This is a genomic window from Peptoniphilus grossensis ph5 (assembly GCF_000311825.1).
GTDB classification, from domain to species: domain Bacteria; phylum Bacillota; class Clostridia; order Tissierellales; family Peptoniphilaceae; genus Peptoniphilus_A; species Peptoniphilus_A hominis.
This window is the reverse complement of sequence record NZ_HE978567.1, coordinates 318156-344688: the sequence shown is the minus strand read 5'-3', so window position 1 is coordinate 344688 and position 26533 is coordinate 318156. Positions and strand designations below refer to the sequence as shown.

At 34.2% G+C, this 26533-nt stretch carries 33 protein-coding genes and 2 pseudogenes; 30 read left to right on the top strand and 5 right to left on the bottom strand.

Annotated features, from left to right (window positions below; all coding sequences use genetic code 11):
- Nucleotides 1–117: 117 nt before the first annotated feature.
- Genes HGPG_RS05935 through HGPG_RS05925 form a run of 3 tightly spaced genes read left to right on the top strand, consistent with a single transcriptional unit; the run spans nt 118 to nt 2192 of the window.
- Nucleotides 118–399 (top strand): VRR-NUC domain-containing protein, encoded by a 282-nt coding sequence (locus tag HGPG_RS05935; RefSeq protein ID WP_019125144.1) that lies wholly within the window; start codon nt 118–120, stop codon nt 397–399.
- Complete coding sequence (locus HGPG_RS05930; protein ID WP_019125143.1) at nt 400–1743, top strand: DEAD/DEAH box helicase; 1344 nt, start codon at nt 400–402, stop codon at nt 1741–1743. It begins immediately after the preceding gene.
- Nucleotides 1744–1790: 47 nt separating this feature from the next.
- Entirely contained in the window at nt 1791–2192 is a 402-nt protein-coding gene (locus HGPG_RS05925; protein WP_019125142.1) for a DUF1492 domain-containing protein, read from the top strand.
- 76 nt (nt 2193–2268) lie between these two features.
- Here the strand turns inward: HGPG_RS05925 and HGPG_RS05920 are convergent, their stop codons facing one another.
- Entirely contained in the window at nt 2269–2535 is a 267-nt protein-coding gene (locus HGPG_RS05920; protein ID WP_019125141.1) for a type II toxin-antitoxin system RelE/ParE family toxin, read from the bottom strand.
- Nucleotides 2535–2792 carry an AbrB/MazE/SpoVT family DNA-binding domain-containing protein gene (locus HGPG_RS05915; RefSeq protein WP_019125140.1) on the bottom strand — a complete coding sequence of 86 codons (258 nt, stop codon included), beginning with the start codon at nt 2790–2792 and terminating at the stop codon, nt 2535–2537. The genes HGPG_RS05920 and HGPG_RS05915 overlap by 1 nt, the downstream gene beginning before the upstream one ends.
- Before the next feature lie 189 nt (nt 2793–2981).
- Here HGPG_RS05915 and HGPG_RS05910 point away from each other — a divergent pair, with 189 nt between their 5' ends.
- Complete coding sequence (locus HGPG_RS05910; RefSeq protein ID WP_019117861.1) at nt 2982–3338, top strand: HNH endonuclease; 357 nt, start codon at nt 2982–2984, stop codon at nt 3336–3338.
- Between the two features lie 96 nt (nt 3339–3434).
- Here HGPG_RS05910 and HGPG_RS05905 read toward each other — a convergent pair whose 3' ends face one another.
- Nucleotides 3435–4316, bottom strand: a complete 882-nt coding sequence (locus HGPG_RS05905) for an Abi family protein (RefSeq protein ID WP_019125139.1) — start codon at nt 4314–4316, stop codon at nt 3435–3437.
- 122 nt (nt 4317–4438) lie between these two features.
- Between HGPG_RS05905 and HGPG_RS05900 the strand changes: the two genes are divergently transcribed.
- From HGPG_RS05900 to HGPG_RS10350, 18 genes are all read left to right on the top strand, one after another.
- Nucleotides 4439–5047, top strand: a complete 609-nt coding sequence (locus HGPG_RS05900; RefSeq protein ID WP_019125138.1) for a P27 family phage terminase small subunit — start codon at nt 4439–4441, stop codon at nt 5045–5047.
- 9 nt (nt 5048–5056) lie between these two features.
- On the top strand, nt 5057–5839 hold the full coding sequence (locus tag HGPG_RS05895) for an S-adenosylmethionine synthetase N-terminal domain-containing protein (protein WP_019125137.1): 783 nt from the start codon (nt 5057–5059) through the stop codon (nt 5837–5839).
- The gene (locus tag HGPG_RS05890; protein ID WP_019125136.1) at nt 5836–7071 is read left to right on the top strand and encodes a site-specific DNA-methyltransferase; all 1236 of its coding nucleotides are present in this window, start codon (nt 5836–5838) and stop codon (nt 7069–7071) included. Before HGPG_RS05895 ends, HGPG_RS05890 begins: the two co-directional genes overlap by 4 nt.
- A gap of 43 nt (nt 7072–7114) precedes the next feature.
- Nucleotides 7115–7339, top strand: a complete 225-nt coding sequence (locus HGPG_RS05885; RefSeq protein ID WP_019125135.1) for a DUF4314 domain-containing protein — start codon at nt 7115–7117, stop codon at nt 7337–7339.
- A gap of 87 nt (nt 7340–7426) precedes the next feature.
- On the top strand, nt 7427–7759 hold the full coding sequence (locus HGPG_RS05880; RefSeq protein ID WP_019125134.1) for a hypothetical protein: 333 nt from the start codon (nt 7427–7429) through the stop codon (nt 7757–7759).
- Entirely contained in the window at nt 7760–7990 is a 231-nt protein-coding gene (locus HGPG_RS05875) for a DUF6900 domain-containing protein (protein ID WP_019125133.1), read from the top strand.
- A gap of 92 nt (nt 7991–8082) precedes the next feature.
- Nucleotides 8083–9672, top strand: a complete 1590-nt coding sequence (locus tag HGPG_RS05870; RefSeq protein ID WP_019125132.1) for a terminase large subunit — start codon at nt 8083–8085, stop codon at nt 9670–9672.
- A 116-nt stretch (nt 9673–9788) separates the two neighbouring features.
- Entirely contained in the window at nt 9789–10832 is a 1044-nt protein-coding gene (locus tag HGPG_RS05865) for a Fic family protein (protein ID WP_019125131.1), read from the top strand.
- A gap of 189 nt (nt 10833–11021) precedes the next feature.
- A complete protein-coding gene (locus HGPG_RS05860; protein ID WP_245543891.1) occupies nt 11022–12134 on the top strand; it encodes a phage portal protein in 1113 nt (370 codons plus the stop codon).
- Nucleotides 12121–12807, top strand: coding sequence for a head maturation protease, ClpP-related (locus tag HGPG_RS05855; RefSeq protein WP_019125129.1), 687 nt, complete (start codon nt 12121–12123; stop codon nt 12805–12807). Before HGPG_RS05860 ends, HGPG_RS05855 begins: the two co-directional genes overlap by 14 nt.
- A gap of 4 nt (nt 12808–12811) precedes the next feature.
- Nucleotides 12812–14002, top strand: coding sequence for a phage major capsid protein (locus HGPG_RS05850; RefSeq protein ID WP_019125128.1), 1191 nt, complete (start codon nt 12812–12814; stop codon nt 14000–14002).
- 10 nt (nt 14003–14012) lie between these two features.
- Nucleotides 14013–14285 (top strand): head-tail connector protein, encoded by a 273-nt coding sequence (locus tag HGPG_RS05845; protein ID WP_002834875.1) that lies wholly within the window; start codon nt 14013–14015, stop codon nt 14283–14285.
- Nucleotides 14285–14617, top strand: a complete 333-nt coding sequence (locus HGPG_RS05840) for a phage head closure protein (RefSeq protein ID WP_019125127.1) — start codon at nt 14285–14287, stop codon at nt 14615–14617. The genes HGPG_RS05845 and HGPG_RS05840 overlap by 1 nt, the downstream gene beginning before the upstream one ends.
- Nucleotides 14614–14991: an HK97 gp10 family phage protein gene (locus tag HGPG_RS05835; RefSeq protein ID WP_019125126.1), complete on the top strand. Its 378-nt coding sequence runs from the start codon at nt 14614–14616 to the stop codon at nt 14989–14991. The genes HGPG_RS05840 and HGPG_RS05835 overlap by 4 nt, the downstream gene beginning before the upstream one ends.
- Entirely contained in the window at nt 14988–15314 is a 327-nt protein-coding gene (locus HGPG_RS05830; protein ID WP_019125125.1) for a hypothetical protein, read from the top strand. Before HGPG_RS05835 ends, HGPG_RS05830 begins: the two co-directional genes overlap by 4 nt.
- The gene (locus HGPG_RS05825; protein ID WP_019125124.1) at nt 15307–15903 is read left to right on the top strand and encodes a major tail protein; all 597 of its coding nucleotides are present in this window, start codon (nt 15307–15309) and stop codon (nt 15901–15903) included. Before HGPG_RS05830 ends, HGPG_RS05825 begins: the two co-directional genes overlap by 8 nt.
- A gap of 2 nt (nt 15904–15905) precedes the next feature.
- The gene (locus HGPG_RS05820; protein WP_002834869.1) at nt 15906–16262 is read left to right on the top strand and encodes a hypothetical protein; all 357 of its coding nucleotides are present in this window, start codon (nt 15906–15908) and stop codon (nt 16260–16262) included.
- A gap of 17 nt (nt 16263–16279) precedes the next feature.
- Nucleotides 16280–16444, top strand: a complete 165-nt coding sequence (locus HGPG_RS10350) for a hypothetical protein (protein WP_004816339.1) — start codon at nt 16280–16282, stop codon at nt 16442–16444.
- Here HGPG_RS10350 and HGPG_RS05815 read toward each other — a convergent pair.
- Nucleotides 16441–16770, bottom strand: a complete 330-nt coding sequence (locus HGPG_RS05815) for a type II toxin-antitoxin system RelE family toxin (protein WP_019125123.1) — start codon at nt 16768–16770, stop codon at nt 16441–16443. The two genes, HGPG_RS10350 and HGPG_RS05815, sit on opposite strands and share 4 nt — an antisense overlap.
- The gene (locus tag HGPG_RS05810) at nt 16767–17090 is read right to left on the bottom strand and encodes a type II toxin-antitoxin system Phd/YefM family antitoxin (protein WP_019125122.1); all 324 of its coding nucleotides are present in this window, start codon (nt 17088–17090) and stop codon (nt 16767–16769) included. Before HGPG_RS05810 ends, HGPG_RS05815 begins: the two co-directional genes overlap by 4 nt.
- Before the next feature lie 89 nt (nt 17091–17179).
- Here HGPG_RS05810 and HGPG_RS05805 point away from each other — a divergent pair, with 89 nt between their 5' ends.
- The 8 genes and pseudogenes from HGPG_RS05805 to HGPG_RS10110 all read left to right on the top strand — a co-directional run.
- Complete coding sequence (locus HGPG_RS05805) at nt 17180–20245, top strand: phage tail tape measure protein (RefSeq protein WP_019125121.1); 3066 nt, start codon at nt 17180–17182, stop codon at nt 20243–20245.
- 101 nt (nt 20246–20346) lie between these two features.
- Nucleotides 20347–20709: a hypothetical protein gene (locus HGPG_RS05800; protein WP_019125120.1), complete on the top strand. Its 363-nt coding sequence runs from the start codon at nt 20347–20349 to the stop codon at nt 20707–20709.
- Nucleotides 20709–22598 carry a hypothetical protein gene (locus HGPG_RS05795; RefSeq protein ID WP_019125119.1) on the top strand — a complete coding sequence of 630 codons (1890 nt, stop codon included), beginning with the start codon at nt 20709–20711 and terminating at the stop codon, nt 22596–22598. Before HGPG_RS05800 ends, HGPG_RS05795 begins: the two co-directional genes overlap by 1 nt.
- A complete protein-coding gene (locus HGPG_RS05790) occupies nt 22585–23961 on the top strand; it encodes a hypothetical protein (RefSeq protein ID WP_019125118.1) in 1377 nt (458 codons plus the stop codon). The genes HGPG_RS05795 and HGPG_RS05790 overlap by 14 nt, the downstream gene beginning before the upstream one ends.
- A gap of 1 nt (nt 23962) precedes the next feature.
- Complete coding sequence (locus HGPG_RS05785) at nt 23963–24364, top strand: phage holin family protein (protein WP_019125117.1); 402 nt, start codon at nt 23963–23965, stop codon at nt 24362–24364.
- Nucleotides 24365–25163 (top strand): annotated as a pseudogene (locus tag HGPG_RS05780) (N-acetylmuramoyl-L-alanine amidase).
- A gap of 185 nt (nt 25164–25348) precedes the next feature.
- Entirely contained in the window at nt 25349–26326 is a 978-nt protein-coding gene (locus HGPG_RS05775) for a choloylglycine hydrolase family protein (protein ID WP_019125116.1), read from the top strand.
- Nucleotides 26327–26355: 29 nt separating this feature from the next.
- Nucleotides 26356–26493: pseudogene (locus tag HGPG_RS10110) on the top strand (N-acetylmuramoyl-L-alanine amidase); the annotation flags it as partial.
- Between the last annotated feature and the right edge of the window lie 40 nt (nt 26494–26533).

Genomic DNA, 26533 nt, shown 5'->3' with positions numbered 1-26533 from the left:
GGTCGTGAATGTCATATATATAACTATTATATAGTAAGTAAATTAAATTTTAGTTATATATAAAGGTTATATAATAGAGTTTCACGACTTGCACAATGGCTAAAAATAGAGGTTTATATGTTAGAAAATGAAATAGAAAAAGCCTTAGTCGACAAGGTGAAACTCCATGAAGGTCTTTGTCTTAAATTTACATCTCCTTCAATGACGGGAATACCAGATAGGATAATACTTCTTCCTAAAGGTAAGGTTGGATTTGTTGAAACAAAAAGACCTGGAGGAGAACCAAGACCAATTCAGAAAAAGAGAATAAGGCAATTTAAAAACTTAGGTTTCAAGGTTTATGTTCTTGACTCAAAAGAAAACATTGATGAAATAATAAAGAGAATCGGAGGTGACTAATTGGAATATACTCCACATAAATACCAAAACTATGCTACTGAATTTATAAAAGAAAATGAAGAATCAGCACTTCTACTGGACATGGGACTCGGTAAGACGGTTATAAGCTTAACGGCTATAAAAGACTTACTCTTTGATTCTTTTGATGTTTCTAAAGTTTTAATTGTAGCACCATTAAGAGTTGCAAGAGATACTTGGAAGGAAGAAATAGAAAAATGGCCTCACCTTGATATCTTAGAATATTCAGTAGCAATAGGAAGTGAAAAAGAAAGAATAAAAGCATTAGAAGAACAAGCAGATATTTATTTAATCAATAGGGAAAATGTAGACTGGCTAATAAATAAGAGCGAACTACCCTTCAACTACGATATGATCGTAATTGATGAACTATCGTCTTTTAAATCTCATAGGTCAAAGAGGTTTAAGGCATTGATGAAAGTTAGACCAAAGGTAAAAAGAATAGTTGGTCTTACTGGAACTCCATCATCTAACGGCCTAATGGATTTATGGGCTGAGTTTAGACTGCTTGATATGGGAGAGAGACTTGGAAGGTTTATTGGTCAGTATAGGGAAATCTACTTCAAACCAGATAAGAGAAATGGACCAATCATATATTCCTACAAACCACTGCCTTTTGCTGAAGATGCAATCTATAAAAAGATATCAGATATCACAGTTTCTATGAAAGCTGAAGATTACCTAAAAATGCCAGAGAAGATAAACAATGAAGTCTTTGTAAATCTATCAGATAAAGAAAGAGATATCTACGAGACCTTAAAAAAAGACTTGGTAGTTAGCATTAAGGATAAAGATATAGATGCAGTCAATGCTGCTGCCCTTTCTAATAAGTTACTGCAAATGGCATCAGGTTCTGTTTATGATGAAGATAAGAATATGATTCATATCCATGATAGAAAGCTTGATGCCTTGGAAGATTTAATAGAGGGCGCAAATGGTAAACCTGTTCTTATAGCTTATTGGTACAAGTCAGATTTGAAAAGAATAAAAGATAGGTTTAATGTTAGAGAACTTAAGACAAGTAAGGACTTTAAAGAATGGAACCAAGGTAAGATGCCAGTAGCTATTATCCATCCAGCATCTGCTGGTCATGGACTTAACCTACAAGCAGGAGGTTCAACACTTATTTGGTTTTCTCTTACTTGGTCCTTAGAACTTTATGAACAAACCAATGCCAGACTTTATAGGCAAGGGCAGAAAGAAACAGTTGTGATTCATCATATTCTAGCTAAAGGAACTATTGATGAAGACGTGATGAAAGCATTAGAAAATAAGAATAAAACACAAGCTGCACTCATTGATGCAGTAAAAGCAAATTTAAAATGAGTAGAGGTTCTATAGAGAACTTACCTCAAAACTTATGGAGGTAAGAAATGAACACAAAAGAATATTTAAAGCAAGCTTTTTATTTAGACAAGAGAATAAACTCAAAGCTGGAGCAAGTTGAATCACTCAACGCTCTAGCAACAAAAGCTACATCGACCTTATCAGATATGCCTAAGAGTCCTAATATAGGCTCATCAAAACTTGAAGATACTATCGTTAAGATTGTAGATCTCCAAGAAGAGATTAATAGGGATATAGATAAATTGGTGGATTTAAAGAAAGAAATCGTGAGAACAATAAAAAAGATTGAAGATAAAGAACTTCAAGTCGTTTTAGAAAAAAGATATCTTTGTTTTGAATCTTGGGAGAAGATAGCGGTGGAGATGAATTACTCAATTCAGCATATTTTTAGATTGCATAGTAAGGCTTTAAAAAATATAGAGATATAAAAAAATCGGGTGACGCATAAATGCATCACCCGAAAAACTTTCGTTTTCAATTCGTGTTTTTATTATAGTACTAGTTTTAAAACTTATCCAGGATATCATGGTGTCCAATATCTAAAAGAAATATCAACTCATTATTTTCATAGAACCAAAGAATGCGAATATCCATGTTAACAGAAGACTCCCATATTCCATCTGTACCTTGTATCTTCTTAGTTCTTAAAGATGGGTGAGTAGGATTTTCTACGAAAAAATTAAGTTTCTTTTTCGTTTGTTTCTTTTCAGTATCAGATAGTTTTTTGTAATGTTTTTTAAAGGCCTTCGAATAAGTAATTTTATAAGACATTACTTATCTAACTCCTCGAATAGAGAGTCAATGGAATCAAAGATTGGCCTTTCTCCATTTTTTATAGAGTCCTTAATTTCTTTTACTTCAGCTTTTAAATTTTTAATGACATGTTCTGGATAGATTGCAACTGGAACGAGTACAATTTTTCCGTTATCTTCTATGACTTCAAATTGATCGCCTTGATTTAATTCCATAGAGTTTACTATGTCTTTTGGTATAGTAACTTGTGATTTAGCTTTTAGTTCAACCAACATAACAAAACCTCCTTAGTTAGAAATTCATACTTTCTAACTAAATTATATTTTCTTCTAATGAAAAAGTCAAGTGGAGAGTAAAGTTGATAGAATGAGAGTAAGTAGTTGTAGTATAGTTAAAATAGCAAAAGAATAATTAAAAGAGCCTTGGAGATTTCACCTTCAAGGCTTTCTTTATGGAGTGATAAAGTGCCAAGTAAACCAAAGAGACCATGTTCACATCCAGGTTGTCCTGAATTAGTTGACGGACGATTCTGCAAGAAACATGAGAAAGAATACAACAGAAACTATGAAAAATATAAAAGAGATCCTAGAACTCATAAGCGTTATGGAAAAGCATGGAGACTTATAAGAAAAAGATATGTAGCAGAGCATCCACTTTGTGAGATGTGTTTAAAAGAAAATAGAATGACAAAGGTAGAGGAAGTACATCACATACTTCCTCTTTCTCGTGGTGGAACTAATGACGAAGATAATCTTATGAGTCTTTGTAAATCTTGTCACTCAAAGATTCATGCAAAGAGTGGGGATAGATTTGGAGGATAGTTTTCCGTGGGGAGGGGGAGTCGTTATCTTAAAAGCTGATTTCCCTACCAACGGTGCCGCCCTCTCACGCACAAAAAAACGGGTTCAAAGGGGGTATTAAAGAACATCTTTCCAATTAGGAGGAAAACCCATAAATTTATAGTTGAAGTATCCTTGGTATTTATTAAAGGTATTTTCTAAATCTTTTAAAAGGGATTCCCATTGGTCGTTTGAGTTTAAAATTCTCTTTATGATTAAAAGAATGGGGAATATTTTATTTTGCTTGCCCTTATATTGTTCGTTTTCAGAATAAAGGCGGGGAGTTTCTTTTAAAGGCATATTATAAAGTCGAGTGTAATGGGCACAAATATTTCTTACTTCAACGAGACATAGAATCCAATTTTTTAAATATTTAGGATCTGTGTTGTAATAATTAGAAATTTCTTTTTGATCTTCATCCTTAAGAATACTAAACAAAGAAGATAAATTTCCAAAAGACATGAGTTCAACGGATACCCAGATTGGAAACTTTCCATCATATTTTTTTAGGTGGTGTTTAACAAATGGTTTATTCTTTTGCCTGTCAACTTCGTTGCTCAGATTCTCATTTATGATGGAATATATGGTTTGGCCTTTTTTATTTGTTTTATGAATAAAATTATCTTCGTGCATAAGTACATCGGAACCATACGTCATAGATAGATGATAAGCAATTTGTGTTCTAAGCTCTATTTCAATTTGCTCAATAGTTCTAATGAGGTTGTTTTTAAATTGGCTATCAAAGCAATAAAGGTTAAAGAGATGCTCGATAGTAATATGATCCTTATAATGCTCTTTATTATTATATTTTTTAAGACCAATACCATAACCTGAAAGTCTGTAATAATTTACTTTTTTCAAAATTTCTGTTGCATAAACTTCATCTTTGATTTTTAAGTTATGGTCAATTTTTAATTTGGTAATTTGATCTTCGTAGTTTAAAGCAGGTTTTAATGTCATATAAGTTCTCCTTAATATAAAAAAGCCCTCTCCGTGGTCCGCATGTAGAAAATCTACATTAAGCGTGGAGAGGTTCTGTTAAATTAATTATAACATAGAACTAGTCAAAGTCAATAACATACATGAGAAAAGAAATAAAACAACTAGGAGGTGATAGTATCGCTAAAGACGGAACATACAGAGGTGGAAGAAGAGTAAAAGCAGGAGGGAAACCACAGCCTGCTGCTGAAAAAATAGAGAAAGGTAAAAAAGTAGAAATATTAATGAATGATATTCCAACATTCACTCCAGAAGAAATAGATGCAGTTGACTTACCAGACGGAGCAGTTCTTGATGGAACCGATATGCCAACACCTAGTGACTATCTATCAGCAAAGCAAAAGAATGGAATACCACTTGGTGCTGACGAAATATATAAAGAGACTTGGAGTTGGTTAAAACAGAGGAACTGTGAAAACTTAGTAAATCCAAGATTATTAGAATCCTACTCCCAGGCTTTTGCAAGATACATTCAATGTGAAGAGGCAATAAGTCAATTTGGACTTTTAGGAAAGCATCCTACTACGGGAGGAGTTATTGCATCTCCATTTGTACAGATGTCTAGTCAGTTTCAAAAGACAGCCAACCTTTTATGGTATGAAATTTATGACATAGTGAAAGAAAACTGCACGGAAGTATATGAAGATTATGGAGAAGATATGATGGAAAAATTACTAAGGAGTAGAAAGTAAGGTGATTAAATGTTTGAAAAAGTAAATCCAAAGCACCCTGACAAACAGGCAGATTGTATTGCAGGTGCAATTGTAGATTTAGCATATAAAGAAAAGGAGAACCCTAAAATTGCAGTTGAGGTTTTGCTTGGTCATGGTGATTGTCATGTGATTATTGAAACGGACTGCAAGTTAGATGTTGAAGAAATCAAATCAGCTATTAATAGAATAGCAGGAGAAGTAAAAGCCGATATAAAAACTGTAGAGCAAGACATTCACTTATCGAACAATCAAAAAGAAAAGATAAGATGTGGTGACAATGGAATTTTTAAAGGAGTACCCACATCAGATGAAGAAAAGAAACTATCTTTAATTGCTCGTGAAATTTATTCCAATTATCCCTACGATGGGAAATACATCCTTGATGGAGATAAACTCATCATCTGTCAGTCAAATGTATCTACGGAAATTTTAAAATCAATTTATCCAAGAGCAATTGTAAATCCATTAGGAGATTGGACTGGAGGATTTAATGTAGATACTGGAGCAACAAATAGAAAACTCGGCTCAGATATGGGACGAGCAGTAACGGGTGGAGGACTTCATGGTAAAGACCTATCCAAGGCTGATGTATCAGTTAATATTTATGCCCATCTAAAAGCACAAGAGGAAAATAGGAATATTGAATTATCCTGTGCAATAGGAGCTGAAACTGTAGATGATAGACCATATTCAGAAATTGTAGAAATTGCTAGAAACTACATTAACTCTATCGGTGGTTTTGAAGAATTTGCTAAGTGGGGGCTTATATGATTACAACCAAAGAAATGAAATTAGTTGATATTGAAAAACTTGTACCCTATGTAAATAATGCAAGAACTCACTCACAAGACCAGATTAATAAACTACGCTCATCAATTCGAGAGTTTGGTTTCATCAATCCTGTAATTATTGATAAAGACTACGGAGTTATTGCAGGCCATGGAAGAATTATGGCAGCAAAGGAAGAAGGTATAAAAGAAGTACCTTGTGTCTTTGCAGACCATTTAAATGAGGCACAGAAGAAAGCATATATCTTAGCTGATAACAGAATGGCTCTTGATGCTGGATGGGATGAAGAACTATTAAGAGTAGAAATTGAATCCCTAGAAGATTATGGATTTAATGTAGAGCTCACAGGATTTTCACCAGATGAACTATCTAATATTTTTGATTTAGGAAATGATACAGAAGATGACGGCTTTGATGTAGACAAAGAATTAGAAAAGCCTACTTTTTCAAAGCCTGGAGATATTTGGACCTTAGGTAAGCACAAACTTATTTGTGGAGATTCTACAGATGAGGTTACTTACGAAAAACTTATGGGAGAATTAAAAGCAAATCTTATCATCACAGACCCTCCATACAATGTAAACTATGAAGGATCAGCTGGAAAAATTAAAAACGATAATATGGAGCAAGATAAATTCTATGAATTTTTACTGAGCTCTTTTTTAAATATGGAAAATTTTCTCGCAGATGATGGTTCGATATATGTTTTTCATGCAGATACAGAAGGACTTAATTTCAGAAAAGCATTTCAAGACGCTGGATTTTATTTATCTGGTACTTGTATTTGGAAGAAACAGTCCCTTGTACTTGGAAGAAGTCCATATCAATGGCAACATGAACCAATTCTCTATGGTTGGAAGAAAAAAGGAAAACACAATTGGTATACAGGAAGGAAGGAGTCTACCATTTGGGAATTTGATAAACCAAGAAAAAATGGCGACCACCCTACTATGAAACCTATCCCACTTTTATCTTATCCAATTAAAAATTCATCAATGACAAACTCCATTGTACTTGATCCATTTGGTGGAAGTGGAAGTACACTAATAGCTTGTGAACAGACTGATAGAATTTGTAGGATGATAGAACTTGATGAAAAATTTGTAGATGTCATTGTAAATAGATTTATTGAATTAGTTGGTAGAGATGAAGATGTAAGCCTATTAAGAAATGGAAAAGAGTATAAGTATAAAGATGTTATTAATCTGACTTGATATAAATCTTAGATTGAGTGATATATGTATGTGAGGTGATTAGATGATTTCAAGGGAAATTATAGAAAAATTAAAAGAAACTTATCCTGTAGGTACAAGAGTAAAACTAATCCAAATGGAAGATGAGCAGGCTCCGCCAGTTGGAACCTTAGGCACAGTTTATGGGGTGGATGCCATTGGATCAATCCTAGTAAAATGGGATAATGGTTCAATGTTAAATGTAATTTTCAGAGTGGATAGAATAGAAAAAATAGCGAGTAAAGGTTGAAATATAGCCATTATATCCTCTAATTAACTTGACTTATTTTTGGTTGTACGGTTATATGTACATACAAAAAAAGATAAGGAGAAAAATATGGTATACAAATACATGAAAACACAGGAAGATTTAAATGAGTTAATCGACTCTTCAGCAATTACAATGCTTGGACTTTATGAAGGAGAAAATGGAGACTTAGCTTTCCAAGATTATTTAAAAGACTACCTTGAAGATGACACAATTTATATCACAACGGGAAAAACAATTAACGAATTTTACGAAAGCGACCTTCCTGAAGACTTAAGGATAGTAAGTTTAAAGTACAACAAGTTAGGAAGACTTCCAATGATAAGGCTTGAGATTGGAGCCAAATGGTTTGACGACTTTATAGATAATCTCCAAAAGAATAAGAAAAGAGGAGTAAGATAAATGACAAACCAAGAATTAAAAAGGCAATGCTTTTTAGAGGCCACCAAAAGAATTAATGAAAAAAGAGATAAAGCACTTTTAGAAATTGCCAAGAAACATTCTTATGCAATAGTAGAAAGAGGAGACTTAGAAAAAAGAAACAATGATTCAGAAGACTTTTTAGAAGTTTCAGTATGGTCATTAAAAGAAATGTTAAAAGAGGCTTATGAATTAGGAAAACAAAATAATTAGAAATCAAGAAATTGAGCGAAGGCTCTTTTTCTCGTAGTGAACTAGCTAACGGCTAGTATTTTTTATGCCTATTTTTCAAGGAAGGAGGTCAAATGAAATATAAACCAACAAAATTTATGCTACCTACATCTCAATATGATAAAAACAAAGCAGACTATGCTGTTACCTTTATAGAATGTCTGAAACATACAAAAGGTAGATGGGCAGGTAAAGACTTCAAGCTTATTGATTGGCAAGAAGAAATCATAAGAGACTTATTTGGCATTGTAAAAGATACGGGATATCGACAATTTAATACAGCCTATATTGAAATACCAAAGAAAATGGGAAAGTCAGAACTTGCAGCTGCTGTAGCACTCCTTCTTACTTGCGGTGATGGAGAAGAAAGAGCAGAAGTTTATGGTTGTGCTGCCGATAGACAGCAAGCAACTATAGTTTTTGATGTTGCAGCTGATATGGTAAGAATGAGTCCAGCACTATCCAAAAGAGTAAAGATTCTAGCATCCCAAAAGAGAATGATATATAAGCCGACCAATTCTTTCTATCAAGTTTTATCTGCAGAGGCTTATTCTAAACACGGATTTAATATTCATGGTGTAGTATTTGACGAACTTCATACCCAACCTAATAGAAAGCTATTTGATGTAATGACAAAAGGGTCAGGAGATGCAAGAACTCAGCCCTTATATTTTCTCATAACAACTGCAGGAACAGATACAAAATCAATCTGCTACGAAACGCATCAAAAGGCAGTGGACATACTTGAAGGAAGAAAAACGGATCCAACTTTTTATCCTGTAATCTATGGAGCAGACAGGGAGGATGATTGGACAGATGAAAAAGTATGGCATAAGGCAAATCCATCTCTTGGAATTACAGTTCCAATAGAAAAAGTAAGACAAGCCTGTGAATCAGCTAAGCAAAATCCAACTGAAGAAAATGCCTTCAGACAGTTAAGATTAAATCAGTGGGTCAAACAATCAATTAGATGGATGCCTATGGAAAAATGGGACTTATGTAATTTTGCTGTTAATGAAGAAGAACTAAAAGGTAGAGTTTGCTATGGTGGACTTGACCTATCAAGCACTACTGATATTACAGTTTTTGTTTTAGTCTTTCCTCCAATAGACGAAGATGATAAATATCAAATATTACCCTACTTTTGGTTGCCAGAAGATAACCTCGACCTAAGAGTAAAAAGAGACCATGTAAACTATGACCTATGGAAAAAACAAGGCTATATTATGACAACAGAAGGTAATGTAGTCCATTATGGTTTTATAGAAAATTTTATTGAAGACTTAGGCGAGATTTATAACATTAGAGAAATTGCCTTTGATAGGTGGGGAGCAGTTCAGATGGTTCAAAACTTAGAAGGTATGGGTTTTACGGTAGTTCCATTTGGTCAAGGATTTAAGGATATGTCCCCACCAACAAAAGAATTAATGAAACTTACACTTGAAAGAAAAATAGCCCATGGGGGTCATCCAGTATTAAGGTGGATGATGGATAATATCTTTATTCGAACAGATCCAGCTGGAAACATAAAGGCAGACAAAGAAAAGTCTACAGAAAAAATAGATGGAGTTATAGCTACAATTATGGCTCTTGATAGGGCTATAAGGTGTGGTAATGATACAAGTGAATCTGTTTATGACGACAGGGGTCTGATTGTATTTTAATCTCGCTATTTTTGATTTATCATAGCCAAATCTATTAAAATGGCGAAATTAATCTCGCCAGCATTGATTTATATACGCCATATACGATATAATGGCGAGGAAGGTGGTGATAGAACATGAGAGAATTTAATTACTCAAAGCTTTTAAATTTAAATATACCTGCAAAAATGTATGATTTAATATCAAAGATCTATGAATATAAAGGAAAACAGGAGCTATACGTAGCTAATTTTTCCGATGTTCTCGATAAAATGATAGAGGTTGCAAAAATTCATTCCACTAAATCATCTAATGCAATAGAAGGTATTTCAACAAATGATACCAGACTAGAAGAGTTGATGAATAAAAAAAGTGAACCTAAGAATAGAAATGAAGAAGAAATATATGGTTACAGAGAAGTTTTAGATATCATTCATGAAAACTATGACAATATAGAATTCACAAAAAACAATATTTTGACCCTACACAATAGGCTTTATTCTTATTCAGGGGAAAGCCATAAAGGAAAATTTAAAACAATGGATAATAGCATCGTTGAAGTAAATTCCCTTGGTCAGAAAAAAGTAAGATTTCAGCCTGTATCAGCTTTTGAAACAGAAATATATATTGATAGAATGATTGAGGCTTATAATGAAGCTGTTAGTTTAGAAATCCCGCCATTACTTCTAATACCAACTGTGATTCATGATTTTTTATGTATCCATCCATTCGCTGATGGAAATGGTAGAATGTCAAGGCTATTAACTCTGCTACTACTCTATAAAAATGGATTTTTTGTAGGAAAATATATTTCACTAGAAATGATTATTGAAGAGACAAAAGATATTTACTATGAAGAATTGCAAGCTTCAAGTGAAGATTGGCATGACGGTACGAGTGATGAATTACCATTTATAAGATATATGCTTTCGGTCATCTACAAAGCATATAGCCAGTGTGATGAAAGATTTAAACTAATAGCAGAAAAATCTATAACTTCTTCAGATAGAGTGATGAAGATATTTGATAATTCCTTAGAACCATTATCTAAATCAGATATAGTAGTACTTTGCCCAGACATTTCTCAAAGAACTATAGAAAGAGCATTAAAAGAATTAAAAGACAGTGGCTTAATTAAACAATTAGGTAGCGGTAGAGCAACTAAGTATATTAAATTTTAAAGCTATTAGCATCTACAAAAGTAGGTGCTTTTTTAATGCCTACTTTTAGGAGGTGGTAATATAAACATTTTAAATAGAATATTCAAGTCGAGAGACAAACCTAAAGACGGGGAGAGGATATCTTCATCGTCTTTTTTATTTGGGAGAACAACAGCAGGTAGGAATGTCAACGAATTTACTGCTATGCAAATGACAGCAGTTTATTCGTGCGTAAGGGTTCTTGCTGAAACCTTAGCAGGACTTCCTCTTCATTTATACAGAAGAGGAAATTCAAACTCAAAGGAAAAAGCAAAAGAACACGCTATATATTTTTTATTACACGATGAACCAAATGATGAAATGACTTCATTTGTATTTAGAGAAACACTAATGACCCATCTACTACTTTGGGGCAATGCCTATGCTCAGATAATTCGTAATGGAAGAAATGAGGTTATTGGACTCTATCCACTAATGCCAAACAAAATGACTGTAATGAGAAGTGAAGATGGAGAAATCTTTTATAAATACAATCACAAATCAGAAGAGGTTTATCTTTTAAAAGAAGATGTCCTTCATATACCTGGACTTGGTTTTGATGGACTTATCGGCTACTCACCAATTACCATGGCAAAAAATGCAATTGGAATGGCGATGGCTTGCGAAGATTATGGTGCGTCATTCTTTCAAAATGGAGCACAGCCTGGTGGGGTTTTAGAGCATCCAGGAATTATTAAAGATCCAGAAAGAGTTAGAGAGTCGTGGAATGCAGCCTTTCAAGGGGCTAAGAACGCCAACAAAGTGGCTGTACTGGAAGAAGGAATGAAATATCAACCGATAGCAATAGCACCAAGTGAGGCCCAGTTTTTGGAAACAAGAAAATTTCAATTAAATGAGATAGCAAGGATATTCAGAATACCGCCCCATATGATTGGTGATTTGGAGAAGTCATCATTTTCAAATATAGAACAGCAGTCACTTGAGTTTGTTAAATATACTCTTGATCCTTGGATTGTTCGTTGGGAGCAATCTTTGGAAAGAGCACTACTAACGAAGAAAGAAAAAGAGTCCTACTTTATTAAATTTAATCTCGAAGGACTTCTAAGAGGAGATTATGAATCAAGGATGAATGGATACGCTGTAGGAAGACAGAATGGGTGGATGAGTGCAAATGACATAAGAGAATTAGAAAACCTAGATAGGATATCGGCTGAAGCAGGTGGTGACTTATACCTTGTAAATGGAAATATGCTACCGCTTGATAAAGCTGGTAGTTTTTATCAGCAGAAAGGAGAAGAAATAAATCCTAATGAAGAACAATAAAATATTTTGGAACTGGAAAAAGGATTCAAATGAACTCTATATAGATGGAGTTATTGCAGAAGAGTCTTGGTTTGATGATGAAATCACTCCAAGGCTCTTTTTTGAAGAATTAAAAAACAAAAGTGGAGACATAACTGTGTGGATCAACTCCCCTGGTGGAGATTGTATAGCTGCATCAAGAATTTACACCATGCTTTTAGAACACAAGGGAAATGTGACCATTAAGATTGATGGACTTGCAGCATCAGCAGCATCGGTCATTGCTATGGCAGGAACTGAAGTATTGATGAGTCCTACATCATTAATGATGATTCATAACCCCTTAACTGTTGCCATTGGTGACTCAAAAGAAATGCAAAAAGCTATCGATATGTTAAAGGAAGTCAAGGAATCAATCATCAATGCCTATGAGATTAAGACAGGTTTATCCAGAGAAGAGATTTCTAATCTAATGGATGGAGAGACTTGGTTTGATAAGAATAAGGCCATTGAGATGGGCTTTTGTGATGGAACTCTCACTGACAAAAGAAAAGATGAAAAAGTGACGAACATGGTCTTTTCAAGGCGAGCAGTTACAAACTCGCTCTTAACAAAGATAAATAAAGAAGTGAAAACTCACTCAATGAGTGAGGTCGAAGGCAGATTAAACAAAATTAAAAATACTTGGAGGTAAAGATATGAACTTAAAAGAATTGATGGAAAAGAGAACTAAAGCTTGGGATGAGGCAAAATCATTTGCTGAATCAAAGAAAGATGAAAATGGCCTAATATCTGATGAAGACTTCAAGACATACGAAGAGATGGAGAGAACTATCGAGAATTATACTCGTGAAATTGAAAGAAAGAAGAGGGAAGAAGAAATGGATAAATCCTTGGAAAATCCTACTAGTGAAGCACTAACAAATGAACCTGCTACTTTTAATGAAGAAGATAAACCAATGAGAGCAAGAAATGCCTACAAGAAGTCTATGATGAAGGCATTAAGAACTAACTTTAGAGATATTTCCAATGAATTAAAAGTAGGAACAGATGAAAGTGGTGGATATTTAGTTCCAGAAGAAATGGAAGCAGATATCGTAAACGGTCTTGAAGATGAAAATATTGTAAGAAAATTAGCTACAAAAGTTCAAACTTCTGGACTTCATAAAATTAACATTGCAGCTACAAAGCCAGCTGCCCTATGGGTTGAAGAAGGTGGTCAACTTACTTTTGGAGATGGTACATTCGATCAAGTATCTCTTGATGCACACAAACTCCATGTTGGTATTAAAGTTACTGAAGAACTTCTCTATGACGCAGCCTTTAATCTAGAAAAATACATCACTGAAGAATTTACTAGAGCGCTAGCAAACGCTGAAGAAGATGCCTTCTTAAATGGCGATGGAGTAAATAAACCTACAGGAATTTTTGACTCTAAAAAGGGTGGAGAACTTGGTGTGACAACAAAGGCTCAAACAATTAATGCGGATGAACTCATTGATTTAGTTTACTCTTTAGACAGACCTTATAGGAAGAAAGCGGCATTCATTTTAAATGATGCAACAGTTGCTCAGATTAGAAAACTTAAGGATGTTAATGGTGCATATATTTGGCAACCATCTCTCAAAGATGGAGAACCAGATAGACTTTTAGGATACCCCGCTTACACATCAGCCTTTGCTCCTAAAGCTGAAAAAGGAAAACTTGCAGTAGCCTTTGGCGATTTTTCTTACTACAAGATTGGAGACAGAGGAAATAGGTCATTCCAAGACTTAAAAGAATTATTTGCTGGTAATGGAATGGTTGGTTTCTTAGGTAAAGAAAGAGTAGATGGAATCCTTGTATTAAGAGAGGCAGTTAAACTATTAAAAATTGGTGCTACTGCCTAAGGAGTAGATTATGATTACTCTTGAGGAGGCAAAGTCATATTTAAGGGTGGATTTTGATGATGAGGATGAGATGATTGAATCTCTCATCCAATCATCAATCAAACACTCCATGGATGTAGCCAGGGTTGATAGTGAAGAAGAACTTTCTAAAAATCCAAATGGAAAGATAGCTGTCTTATATATGACAGCTTATCTTTATGAACACAGAGAAGAGGCAGATTATTCTGAACTAAACTTAACTCTAAGAGCTTTATTATTTGGAATGAGAAAGGCTGAGTTCTAATGAGGATATCAGATTTAAATAGAAAAATAATCTTTCAAAATAAAGCTGTGGAAGTTGATGAGATAGGTAACCATAAATCAGTATGGATGGACTATATAACAACATCAGCCTATATTTCTTTTCAAGGTAAAGGCGAAGAAGTTTTTCTTGGGATGGAAGTTGACAGGTCAGACATTTCTTTTACTGTAAGATTTCAAAATAGGTTGAAGAATATTAATACTTCGGAGTACAGAATTCTATTTGATGATGAAAAGTACAATATCATCTCAATTGACTTTATGAACTACAAAAACAGACTTATAAAGTTTAGGTGTAGGAAGGTGAGTAGATGAATGTAAAAATTGAAAACCTCGCCAGTGAAATAATGAAAGGCTTAGAAGAATATTCGGATATTGCAACAGATGAAGTCAAAAAGGAAGTCAAAAAAGCTGGTAGCAATATTAGAAAAGACATACAAGAAAATGCACCTGTAGGAGAAACAAAGAAATATTCTAAGTCTTGGTCTGTAAAAACTATGAAAGAAACTTCAAACTCAATAGAACTCGTAGTTCACTCAAGAAATAGATACCAACTGGCTCATTTGCTAGAGAAAGGACATGTACTAAGACAGGGTGGAAGAGTGTCTGCTAAACCTCACATTGGACCAGCTGAAGAGAAAGGGGTCAGAGAATTGGAAGAAAACATAATGAGGAAGTTAAGAGAATGAAGAGATTAATGAAAATAATTAACGAGATTGGACTTCCTTTTGCATATTCGCACTTTGCTGAGGGAGAAAGTCCCGATCCACCATTCATGGTTTATCTATTTCCAAAGAATAAACACTTTGGTGCAGATGGAGTAGTCTTTTATAAAAACACCCAGATAGACTTAGAACTATACACCGATAAAAAAGATTTAAAATTAGAAGAAAAGATAGAAGAGATACTTGATAGAGAAAAAATCTATTATGAAAAATCTGAAGTTTGGATTGAATCAGAAAGACTTTATGAAGTTCTCTATGAATTTACTATGGAGGTAAAAAATGGCTAATAAAGTTAAATTTAATATTTGTAATGTACACTACGCTCTCTTTGATAAAGTCGAAGAGGGCGTTATTAAATATAAAACACCAGTGCCAATGCCTGGTGCTGTTTCAATTTCATTGGATCCTAATGGAGAGCCTGAAAGCTTTTATGCAGATGGAATTGAATACTACACTATTTCAAACAATATGGGATATGACGGAGATTTGGAAATCGCCCTTATTCCAGAATCCTTTAGGACGGATGTTTTGATGGAAAAATCAGATTCAAATAAAGTTCTAATTGAGTCTTCAAACTCTGAAACTGCAAACTTTGCACTGTTATTTGAGTTTGATGGAGACCAAAAGAAAATCCGTCACGTCATGTATAACTGTTCAGCAGCAAGACCTACTCTCGAAGGAGAAACTAATGAAGAATCAAGAGAAGTTCAACCAGAAACCTTATCTATCCAAGCAAGACCACTTCCAAATGGAAATGTAAAGGCTAGAACAGGTGAAGAAACTACGAAGGAAACTTACGATGGTTGGTATAAGTCAGTCTATATGCCCACAGAAACGACAGTAACACCTTCAAGGGCAAGTGTTGGAGGTAAATAAATATGGCACTAACAAAGAAAATTCAGATTGACGGGCAAGATGTTATTTTTCGTGCATCAGCAGCTATCCCAAGAATCTATAGACTTAAATTTGGAAGAGATATCTTCAAAGACTTAATGGAACTTGAAAAGTCCATGAAGAAAAATGATGAAGATAAATCTAATCTAGATATAGGTTCATTAGAACTATTTGAAAATATAGCCTATGTAATGGCAAAGCATGGAGATAAATCTGTGCCAGATAGTCCAGAAGAATGGTTAGATAATTTCTCAACCTTTTCCATTTACCAAATTCTGCCACAGCTAATTGAGTTGTGGGGGCTTAACATAAAATCGGAAGAAGTTCCTAAAAAAAAGTAAGACCAACAGAAAGACCAATGACTACACCCTTGTTTTTACTAAGGGCAGTGGAACTTGGTCTTTCTGTTTCTGATTTATCCCTACTAACGATTGGACTTGTAAATGATATGTTCACAGAAAAGAATAATGACGACTATAAATACAAAGAAGTAGCTACACAAGAAGACTTTGATAAATTTTAATCTTCAAGTTTAGCTACTCTTTTTTCAGCATCTTTATAGACTTTGGATTCCGCTCTTGCACCGATAATAATGACAAGAACTTCATCATCTGATTTTTCCAATTTATAAACGATTCTAAGACCTGAACTCTTAAGTTTAATTTTCATAAGACCAGCAAGCTTAGAATCAGAAAGGTTAGAAAGAGGCTTGCCATAGCCACCTTCAGTATTAGGAAGAGGATTTATTAAGATCCTCTTAAGTGCTTTATCGACAATTTTTCTTTGAGATCCATCTAAGGCTTGATAGTCTTGGATGGCTTCTTTTATAAAGGATAGTTTATAGTTCATTCGATTTCGTCCTCATCAAGAGGAGAGACTTCATTTAAATCGATATGGAAGGCTTTTTCAAATTCACCTTGAGAAATTAAATCGGATTTATCCATTGATGACATCCTTGTATTGGCAAGCATAAGATCTCTTGCATCTTCGAGCTCATCAATGAGTTTCGTATATTCATCAGGGGAAAGAAGAATGCACTCAGGAGTGTTGTTCTTTAATACGACCTTAGAACCGTTCACTTTGACATCATCGAAAATACGTCCAGCTAGGCCTCGATTAAATTCAGAAATGGATACAGTCTTATTGGATAATTCTTTTACAAAATTCATACTTATCACCTCAAGATAAGTATAGCAAAAATTGATAAAAACATCAATAAAAACACTGATAAATATATCTCTAAAGAGGAGGTGAGATATTGGCAAATAGAATAAAAGGGATAACTGTTGAGATTGGTGGGGATACTACCAAATTACAGACTGCACTAAAACAAGTAAATACGGAGATTAAACATACTCAATCTGAACTTCGTGATGTTAACAAACTTCTTAAACTTGACCCTGGAAATACAGAACTTATCTCCCAAAAGCATAAGCTATTAGGTCAGACCTTAGAAGAAACAAAGAACAAATTAACATCTTTAAAAGAGGCACAGAAACAAGCTGAACAGGCTCTTGCAGAAGGAAAGATTTCCCAAGAGCAATATGATGCCCTTAAACGTGAAATTATTGAAACAGAACAAGCCCTAAAGTCTCTAGAAAGACAAGGGGCAACCACAAATCAGACTCTTCAAAACATAGCTATTACTGGAGAAAAATGGCAAAACACAGGGCAAAATATAGAAAACGTGGGAAGAAAAATGATGCCAGTATCTCTTGCAGTAGCAGGTCTTGGAGTAGCAGCTGTAAAGACTGCATCAGATTTTGATTCTGGCATGTCAAAGGTAAAAGCAGTATCTGGTGCAACAGGGTCCGACTTTGATGCCCTAAGAGAAAAGGCTCGTGAAATGGGAGCCAAGACAAAGTTCTCAGCATCTGAAGCGGCAGAGGCTATGAACTACATGGCCATGGCTGGTTGGAAAAGTAAAGATATGATTAGTGGTATTGAAGGAGTCATGAACCTTGCTGCAGCTAGTGGTGAGGACTTAGCGACTACTTCAGATATCGTTACAGATGCCCTTACAGCCTTTGGTTTAAAAGCTGAAGACTCTTCTCACTTTGCTGATGTTCTTGCTGCTGCATCATCTAATGCAAATACCAATGTTTCATTAATGGGCGAAACCTTTAAATATGCTGCACCTATTGCTGGTACACTTGGCTATTCAGTTGAAGATACAGCAGTAGCTATAGGTTTAATGGCTAACGCAGGAATAAAAGGTTCACAAGCAGGGACAGCTTTAAGGTCTGGACTAACAAGACTCGCATCACCAACTAAAGAAGTTATGAACGGAATGTCTATGTTAGGCTTATCTATTGAAGATGTGCAGGGTCTTTCACTTGATGAAACCTTAAGCACCTTTAGAGTTGCCTTTGCAAATTTAGACGGAACTCAAAAAGCACAAGCAGCATCCATGATATTTGGTAAAAATGCTATGTCTGGGATGTTGGCAATTATAAATGCCAGTGAAAAGGACTACAACAGTTTGAGTGATGCCATATATAACGCAGATGGAACAGCAGAAAAAATGGCTGCTACTATGCAGGATAACCTAGCTGGTCAATTAAAGATCCTACAATCTGCCCTAGAAGAATTAGCTATATCCTTTGGAGAACTTTTAATGCCTGCTGTTAGAAAAGCAGTAGATATATTAACAAAATTGGTAAATGGACTTAATGCACTTCCAGGACCAGTAAAAGGTGTTATTGCAGGTATCGGTCTTTTTATAGTTGCTCTTGGACCTGTACTTATGATTGTAGGAAAACTTGTATGGTCAATTGGAACTATCATGACTAAAGGACCTATAATAGTAGGAGGAATTACTAAGATAGTTGGAATATTTACAGGTACACTTATACCAGCAATTACTGCAGTAGTATCAGCCATAGGTATTGTTCCTATTGCTATTGGTGCAGTAATAGCAGGTCTTGTTCTTTTATGGAAGAAATGTGACTGGTTTAGAGAAGGGGTCATCTCCATATGGGAAACTATTAAGGAATCAACTGTTGCTATTTGGAATGGAATAAAAGAATTTTTCGTAAATCTATGGCAGGGAATATCAGAATCTTGGACAAGTACCTGGACTGAAATCACAAGTTTTCTATCGGAATTTTGGTCTGGATTTATTGAAGGTGTTAAGACTACTTGGAAAGGCATCAAGGACTTCTTTGCCAACCTATGGAATGGACTTTCTGAAGGATGGAATACTATCTGGACATCTATAACAACTTTTCTAACTGAATCTTGGAATACCTTTATTGAAGGAGCAAAGAGTCTATGGCAAAGTTTAGGGGAATTCTTTACAAGCCTTTGGACGGGAATTCAAACTACTTTTACTAATATATGGACAGCTATTTCAACTACAACAACAGAAGTATTTACAGCAGTTGGAGAGTTTATAAAAACTACTTGGGAAGGTATAAAGACTTTAATTTCAACAGTTCTTGATGCAATTAAAGTAAAAGTAGAGACTATTTGGAATGGACTAAAAGAGTTTTTAACAACAGTCATTACTGCCATTGGAGAATTTATTTCTACATCCTGGACCAATATAAAAACAACTATTGAGACTATCTTGACTTCTATTAAGACGGTCCTTGAATCAATCTGGAATGGGATAAAGACTTTTATCTCATCAACAATGAATAATATTAAGAGCTTAGTTTCATCTGCTTGGAACTCCATAAAGTCGACTATTTCATCTACAGTGAATACTGCGAAGTCAGCAGTATCATCAGCCTTTAATTCGATGAGATCAAGCATTTCATCTATCATGTCAAATATTCAGTCCACTATTAGAAATGGATTTAATAATGCGATTAATCATATTAAGAATTTGGCATCTCAAGCTTATACATGGGGAGCCGATATGATTAACGGAATTGCAAGAGGGATTAGAAGTGCGATTAGCAATGTGACATCTGCTGTATCGAATGTAGCATCAACTATTAGGTCTTACTTGCACTTTTCAGTTCCAGATGTTGGCCCACTTACTGACTATGAATCATGGATGCCAGACTTTATGGAAGGCTTATCTAATGGAATAGAAAAGAGCAGAAGACTAGTACAATCTTCAATGAAAAATGTCGCAAGTGATTTGGTTTTAAGCCCAAGCATATCAGCTGTTGGCATAGGTGGACATGATAAAGAATCAGCTATAAATGGAATTGATATAGGAAGACAAATATCCGATGCACTTGCAAACATCAATTTAAAATCTGAAAATTCTGGAGATATAGTCATACCAGTATATCTTGGAGGGACTCTCCTTGATGAAGTTATTGTCAATGCATCTATGCGTAAGAATTTAAGGAGTGGAGGGAGGTAATGACCTAACCCAAAATCTGTGATTTTGTTGGTAGGTCAGATGCAGTCTCACCCCATGAACAAGGAGCAAAGCGACGCAGTGAATGGAGGTGTAGTCGTATAATGAAATATCAATCATATTTAATTATTGATGGAGTAGACCTACCTCTACCAAATTCTTATGATTTGGAGTTTAGAGATATAGAGGCAGATACTGGAGGAGAAACAGAGGCAGGCACTATTCAAAGGGATATTGTTAGAAATAAAGTAGCAAGTATTTCTGTAGGTTTTTCATGTAGTCCTAAGCTTGTGAAGATATTGAGTGGTCTTGCTAACAAGTCTAATCTTAAAGTTAAATACTTAGATACCGAAACGTTGGAACTAAAAGAGACACAGATGTATATAGATAAGTTTCAGGTCAAATTAATAAAAGATACTTCTTATAAAGGGCTGTGGGAAGTATCTTTTTCATTGGAGGAATATTGATGTATCCAACAAGCAATGAATATAAAACAGCAATCAAAAAGAATTCTCGTAAATTTTACTGGACGGGAAATATCATCTTAAAAGATGAAACAATCATTCCATTTACCAATAAAGATATTCTTAAAGGGTCTGGGTACATCCATCGTTCCTGCTCTGGATCTTCTGAACTTGAAATAGGGACAGTTTATGCTGGAGAGTTTGGAATAAGTCTTTTTTCAGATATAGATAGGTATTCTCTAGAAGATTCAAAGCTAGAACTTTTTTATCATCAAGAATTAGAGAATAAAAAGATAGAAACCATACCAATGGGAATCTTTGATGTTACTGAGGCAAATAGGTCTAAGAAGATTTTAGAACTAAAAGGCTATGACTATATGCTTAGGTTTGATAAGAATTTCCCAGTGACAGATACCTTTGGTACAGCCTTTGAATTACTAAGTCTCTCATGTGAGAAGTGCAAGGTAGAACTAGGTATGACAGAAGATGAGGTAAAAGCTTTTGTAAATGGAGAGGAAGTTCTGGCTATTTACCAAGACCACGATATAGAAACCTACAGAGACTTCATTCACTATATAGCATCGACTCTTGGTGCTTTTGCTGGGGTTTCTCGTGATGGTAAGTTGGTTTTAAAGAAGTATGCAGAAAGTATATCAACTGAAATTAAAACAAGAGAAAGATTTTCTTCATCAATATCAGATTTTAAGACAAGATATACAGCCATCAACTCAACAAATGCAAAGACTAAAATAGCTGAATACTACTCTTTAGAAAATGATGATGGCCTAACTATGAACCTCGGAATAAATCCTTTAATGCAATTAGGGCTTCCTGAAAAAAGAAAAAGAATGTGTGAGGTGCTTCTTACTGAAATTTGCAAAATTCATCATACACCCTTTGATATGGTAACCATAGGAGACCCCAGCCTCGATGTAGGAGATAGAATAGCTATTTCTTACGAAGAAGAAAAGATTGAAGGACTTATTACCGACATTGAATACAAGATAAATGGAAAGCACAGGATTTTAGGAGTTGGGAAGAATCCATACCTATCTAAGGCCAAAAGCAAGAATGATAAAAATATAGTAGGACTATTAAATCAAATTGAATCTGAAAAATTAGTAGTTCATGCCTATTCTAATTACTCTGCCTTTAGTCTTTCTACAACAGATACACCAATAATTCGTATAGAATTTGCCTCCAATAAAGAAACGGAGGCAATTTTTAATGCCTCAATATTGTTAAATATCATCTGTGATACTGAAGAAAAAACAAGAAAGATATCAAGAAAGGTTAAGAAACGAGTAGAGGTTTTAAATAATGATGGAAAATCCTATGATCCTCCAAAGTTTGATACCCAAGAGGGCACAAGCGAAAAAGAAGAAGTAGAGGAATTAGACTTTATTGAAAACATAGAAATACCAACAAGGATAGTTATTACGTATGTTTTTAATGATACGAAAATAGAACATCACATTCCAAAAGAAACCTACTTAGGTGGTGACCACATTCTAAATCTATTTTATCCATTAACTAAACTTCAGGAAAAGACGATGAACAACTTCTCAGTGCTTATTAGGCTAGAATCAGGACAAGCAATGATAGGTAAAGATAATGCTATTGCAGCTATATCTGGTCAATCTCTAGGTTCCACAGAGGCTTGGGATGGAAAGATTAAGATTGATGAATCCTGGAATAGAATAAAACTTAGTCATTTATTCTTGCTTAGAAAATTGAAGGCTGAATACAAAGTAGAAAGACAAGTCCCAAGGCCACTAGTATTTAATGAAAAGGTAGGAAGATTTAAATACCAAGGATTGATGCTAGGAAAATATACGGAAGAAATTACTACAGAATTTAAAGATAAGGAGGAAGAAAATGCTCAAGGGTAAATCAGTCATTGAACTAACTGATGTGAGGACAAATAAGAAGGAGATTTATGAAGATGAAAACCTAATAACTAATGCAGTCCCAGATTTATTAAGACTGAATCCATCAGGGCTTATGTATCCGATATTTAAAACCAATGCAGAGGAATACAAGGAAGAAATATTCCCAATAGCAAATAAGTGTTATGGGGGTATTTTATTATTTGAAGCTCCTCTCGATGAAGATTCAAATAAATATATAGCACCTGCAAATAATAAGATAATTGGATATGCATCGAATGATGTTAATTCAACAGATGCACCAAAAAGAGGCTCTGCCAATTTAACTGAATCTACTTCTATAGAAAACGGATATAAATTTGTTTGGGATTTTTCAACATCGCAAGCCAATGGAAGAATATCTGCTCTTGCACTAACTCATTATAAAGGAGGGAGATATTTTTATGGAGATGCTTATGGTAGGCAGTCTTGCTTAAGGTTAAATTACACCTATACATCCATAGATAATGAAATTTTGAAAGTTTACGTAGGTATGGTAGAAGCTGATGCTGTTCACAATACAATTACTTCTGTTTGGCCATTGGAAAACAAAACATTAGAAATATTAAAAATGCAAGAACCATTAACCAGTCTTGGATTAAATGATCCAATCTTTAAAAATGCTCCTCAAAATATAGAAAAGACGACAATCTCTATAGAAGACTTTTATAAAAATATCGGAACGTATGACTGGTATGAATCGGGGTTTTTTGATGGTAAAGATGGCTATTACTATGGCTTCATAAGAAATCTTGAAAACAATTATACTGACTTAAACAGGATAAAGATAAAAAAGGATGATTGTAGCTATAAGATAGATCATTGGAAATTAAATAATATTAGACTCTATAGAATTGGATCATACCCATCAAGTTCTGATAGTGCCTATAAAAATGGTTATAGCTTGTTAAAGAATGGATATCTATACGTCCCTAATAATGACTGTAATAAAATCTATAAAATTAATGCAAATAATCCAGTTGATGTTTCAGAAATAGCCGTTGATTTTGAAATGAAATACACATCTGGAGAAAGTACAAGTTTAGGCATTTATGAATGGGGTGACTATATACTGGGATATAAGTTTGTGATTGATGGAGACGATAATATCATTCAAACGAGCAATGCAACTTTTTATGACATGATGACTCCATCAATTGAATTAGGGCCGTTTAGGGTAGGATATGGGTCTTTTAGGGGAAATCTCTATAAAAATTTATATTTGCACACTCCGTATCTTGGAACAATTAATAACCTATCAAGTCCAATATTAAAAACAGCAGATAAGACAATGAAAATAACATATACCTTAACAGAGGAGGAATAAAATGAATAAGTTTTTAGAAATACTAAAAGTATGTTTTACAGCCATTGGAGGATGGTTGGGATTTTACCTTGGAAGTGTAGATGCTTTTATTTACACACTTCTTGCTTTTGTAATAGCCGACTATTTGACAGGAGTTTTAAGAGCAGGAGTCGAAAGAAAGCTATCCTCATCCATAGGATTTAAAGGGATAGCTAAAAAGATTATGATTTTTATAGTTGTGGGAATCGCAAACCTATGTGATGTAAATTTAATTAAAGGTGATGGGACAATGATAAGAACAGCCATCATCTTTTTTTATATAGCAAATGAGGGACTTTCTATATTAGAAAATTCTGTAGCACTAGGCTTGCCAGTACCAGAAAAATTAAAAAGAGTATTAGAACAATTCAAGGAGGAAAAATAAATGAGTAATAGTCCATTAGTACAGGCAACAATTCTATCACCTAACCATAGTGGAAGAAGAGATCAGAAGATAACTAAAATAGCAATTCACCATGCAGCTGGAGTTATAAATGGTAGAAATCTTGCTGGAGTATTTGTGCCAAGGTCAAGACGTGCATCAGCTAACTACAATTTAGGATCTGATGGAGTCATTGTTTTAGGAGTAGATGAATCTAACAGAGCCTGGACAACCTCATCTTCCTGGTGTGACAATAGAGCAGTAACTATTGAAGTAGGAAACTCAACGAGAGGACCTCAGTGGTTGGTTTCTGATTATGTTTTAAATAGACTAATTGATTTAGTTACAGACATCTGTAGGAGAAATGGAATCTATCCTTGCACCTACACTGGAGGTAAGGATGGTGTCCTTCAAAAACACGAGTGGAAATTGTCCTGGTCCATATCTAGGCAGCAAGTTTCCATATATTGCAAACGAGGTTAATAAAAGACTAAGAGGCAATAAGACCGTTAGTAAACCAACAGGTGAACTATATAGAGTTAGAAAATCTTGGTCTGATGTAAAAAGCCAGAAAGGTGCATTTAAGAATTTAGATAATGCCAAAAGATGTGCCGATAGGTTTAGATTAAAAGTATTCGATGCAAATGGCAAGATAGTATATCCAATTGGAAAGAAAATCGATGAGTTAGCAAGGGAAGTTATAAGTGGAAAATGGGGGAATGGAGAAGAAAGAAAAAGAAGATTAACTCAAGCTGGATATGATTATTATGCTATTCAAAGAAGAGTGAACCAACTATTATAATATGGAAAAATTCACCTGTACCAAGTTGCGGTACAGGTGTTTTTCTATTTTGAAACATTTTAACTAATTTTAAATATCGGTGTTAAAAGTTCAATTAATAAATTAAAGTATTGTATGAAATTTACAAGATTAAAATCATTGACAAAAAATTTTTATTAGAAGATACTTATCCTAAGGAGGAAAAAATGTATCATTCAAGATGGAAAGGCAGTCATTATGAAGCTGGATTTAAGTATGGAAATCTACTTTTTAAAAATAGTAAAACACCAAATTTTAGCCAACTAATAAATTCAGAAAAATTAGAATATTCAAAAAAAGCATATCAAATCTACAATAAATTTTATCCAGAGATTTTAGATGAGATACAAGGCTTTGCGGATGGTTTAAATATAGAACTTGATATAGTTTTTGCGTTTTTATCATCCATGTATGTATTTACAGAAGACGCATTTTGCTCGTGTATAGGTATTTCTAATTCAAGAGGAATATTTCTTGCTAGAAATAGTGATTTTGACAAAAGTATAAAAAGTTTCACAGATAGTGCCTTGTATAGAATCAATCATACCTATTCTTTTATAGGTAATACAACGGCTATGATTCAAATGGAAGATGGAATGAATGAGAAAGGCTTGGCATGTGGTTTAACTTTTGTCTACCCAACTGTTAGAGGAGTAGGATTTAATGCGGGCTTTTTAATCAGATATATTTTGGAGAGGTGCTCAACAGTTAATCAAGCTAGAAAATTTTTAGAAAATGTAGATATTGGGTCATCTCAGAATATAATTGTTATTGATAAAAGTGGGGAAATTTTACTTGCAGAATTGAATTCAAACGATAGATATTTTGAACAAATAAATGGAGGATGCGTATATAGAACAAACCACTTTATGTCTAAAAAGATGAACAAATATAAAGCAAAAATTAAAGATGATATTTATTCTAATGATAGATATAAGACATTAGAAAATGCAGATTCTGATTTGTTAGATATAAATGGTATAAAATCACTTTTAAGTGGAGAGTTTGGTTTTATGTGTCAATATGATAAAAGTCAACAAATTGATACCCTTTGGTCATCTATATATGACTTAAAAGAAAATAAGATATATCGTTGTGAAGGAAATCCAAGTAGGAAAAAGTATTCTATTGATCACAGATGGTAAGAATCATTCATAAGGAAAGATATCCCATTATAAGAAAATCAATCGACCAATTAGCAAGAGAAGTTATAAATGGAAAATGGGGGAATGGAGAAGAAAGAAAAAGAAGGTTAACCAATGCTGGATATGATTATTATGCAATTCAGAAAAGAGTGAACCATCTATTATAATATGTGAGTAAGAAGCCTGTACCGATTTTGGTACAGGCTA

Coding starts and splice junctions, on each gene's coding strand:
- HGPG_RS05935 (WP_019125144.1), top strand. CDS start 118: ATGTTAGAAAATGAAATAGAAAAAGCCTTAGTCGACAAGGTGAAACTC.
- HGPG_RS05925 (WP_019125142.1), top strand. CDS start 1,791: ATGAACACAAAAGAATATTTAAAGCAAGCTTTTTATTTAGACAAGAGA.
- HGPG_RS05920 (WP_019125141.1), bottom strand. CDS start 2,535: ATGTCTTATAAAATTACTTATTCGAAGGCCTTTAAAAAACATTACAAA.
- HGPG_RS05915 (WP_019125140.1), bottom strand. CDS start 2,792: ATGTTGGTTGAACTAAAAGCTAAATCACAAGTTACTATACCAAAAGAC.
- HGPG_RS05905 (WP_019125139.1), bottom strand. CDS start 4,316: ATGACATTAAAACCTGCTTTAAACTACGAAGATCAAATTACCAAATTA.
- HGPG_RS05900 (WP_019125138.1), top strand. CDS start 4,439: ATGAGAAAAGAAATAAAACAACTAGGAGGTGATAGTATCGCTAAAGAC.
- HGPG_RS05895 (WP_019125137.1), top strand. CDS start 5,057: ATGTTTGAAAAAGTAAATCCAAAGCACCCTGACAAACAGGCAGATTGT.
- HGPG_RS05890 (WP_019125136.1), top strand. CDS start 5,836: ATGATTACAACCAAAGAAATGAAATTAGTTGATATTGAAAAACTTGTA.
- HGPG_RS05885 (WP_019125135.1), top strand. CDS start 7,115: ATGATTTCAAGGGAAATTATAGAAAAATTAAAAGAAACTTATCCTGTA.
- HGPG_RS05880 (WP_019125134.1), top strand. CDS start 7,427: ATGGTATACAAATACATGAAAACACAGGAAGATTTAAATGAGTTAATC.
- HGPG_RS05875 (WP_019125133.1), top strand. CDS start 7,760: ATGACAAACCAAGAATTAAAAAGGCAATGCTTTTTAGAGGCCACCAAA.
- HGPG_RS05870 (WP_019125132.1), top strand. CDS start 8,083: ATGAAATATAAACCAACAAAATTTATGCTACCTACATCTCAATATGAT.
- HGPG_RS05865 (WP_019125131.1), top strand. CDS start 9,789: ATGAGAGAATTTAATTACTCAAAGCTTTTAAATTTAAATATACCTGCA.
- HGPG_RS05860 (WP_245543891.1), top strand. CDS start 11,022: ATGACAGCAGTTTATTCGTGCGTAAGGGTTCTTGCTGAAACCTTAGCA.
- HGPG_RS05855 (WP_019125129.1), top strand. CDS start 12,121: ATGAAGAACAATAAAATATTTTGGAACTGGAAAAAGGATTCAAATGAA.
- HGPG_RS05850 (WP_019125128.1), top strand. CDS start 12,812: ATGAACTTAAAAGAATTGATGGAAAAGAGAACTAAAGCTTGGGATGAG.
- HGPG_RS05845 (WP_002834875.1), top strand. CDS start 14,013: ATGATTACTCTTGAGGAGGCAAAGTCATATTTAAGGGTGGATTTTGAT.
- HGPG_RS05840 (WP_019125127.1), top strand. CDS start 14,285: ATGAGGATATCAGATTTAAATAGAAAAATAATCTTTCAAAATAAAGCT.
- HGPG_RS05835 (WP_019125126.1), top strand. CDS start 14,614: ATGAATGTAAAAATTGAAAACCTCGCCAGTGAAATAATGAAAGGCTTA.
- HGPG_RS05830 (WP_019125125.1), top strand. CDS start 14,988: ATGAAGAGATTAATGAAAATAATTAACGAGATTGGACTTCCTTTTGCA.
- HGPG_RS05825 (WP_019125124.1), top strand. CDS start 15,307: ATGGCTAATAAAGTTAAATTTAATATTTGTAATGTACACTACGCTCTC.
- HGPG_RS05820 (WP_002834869.1), top strand. CDS start 15,906: ATGGCACTAACAAAGAAAATTCAGATTGACGGGCAAGATGTTATTTTT.
- HGPG_RS10350 (WP_004816339.1), top strand. CDS start 16,280: ATGACTACACCCTTGTTTTTACTAAGGGCAGTGGAACTTGGTCTTTCT.
- HGPG_RS05815 (WP_019125123.1), bottom strand. CDS start 16,770: ATGAACTATAAACTATCCTTTATAAAAGAAGCCATCCAAGACTATCAA.
- HGPG_RS05810 (WP_019125122.1), bottom strand. CDS start 17,090: ATGAATTTTGTAAAAGAATTATCCAATAAGACTGTATCCATTTCTGAA.
- HGPG_RS05800 (WP_019125120.1), top strand. CDS start 20,347: ATGAAATATCAATCATATTTAATTATTGATGGAGTAGACCTACCTCTA.
- HGPG_RS05795 (WP_019125119.1), top strand. CDS start 20,709: ATGTATCCAACAAGCAATGAATATAAAACAGCAATCAAAAAGAATTCT.
- HGPG_RS05790 (WP_019125118.1), top strand. CDS start 22,585: ATGCTCAAGGGTAAATCAGTCATTGAACTAACTGATGTGAGGACAAAT.
- HGPG_RS05785 (WP_019125117.1), top strand. CDS start 23,963: ATGAATAAGTTTTTAGAAATACTAAAAGTATGTTTTACAGCCATTGGA.
- HGPG_RS05775 (WP_019125116.1), top strand. CDS start 25,349: ATGTATCATTCAAGATGGAAAGGCAGTCATTATGAAGCTGGATTTAAG.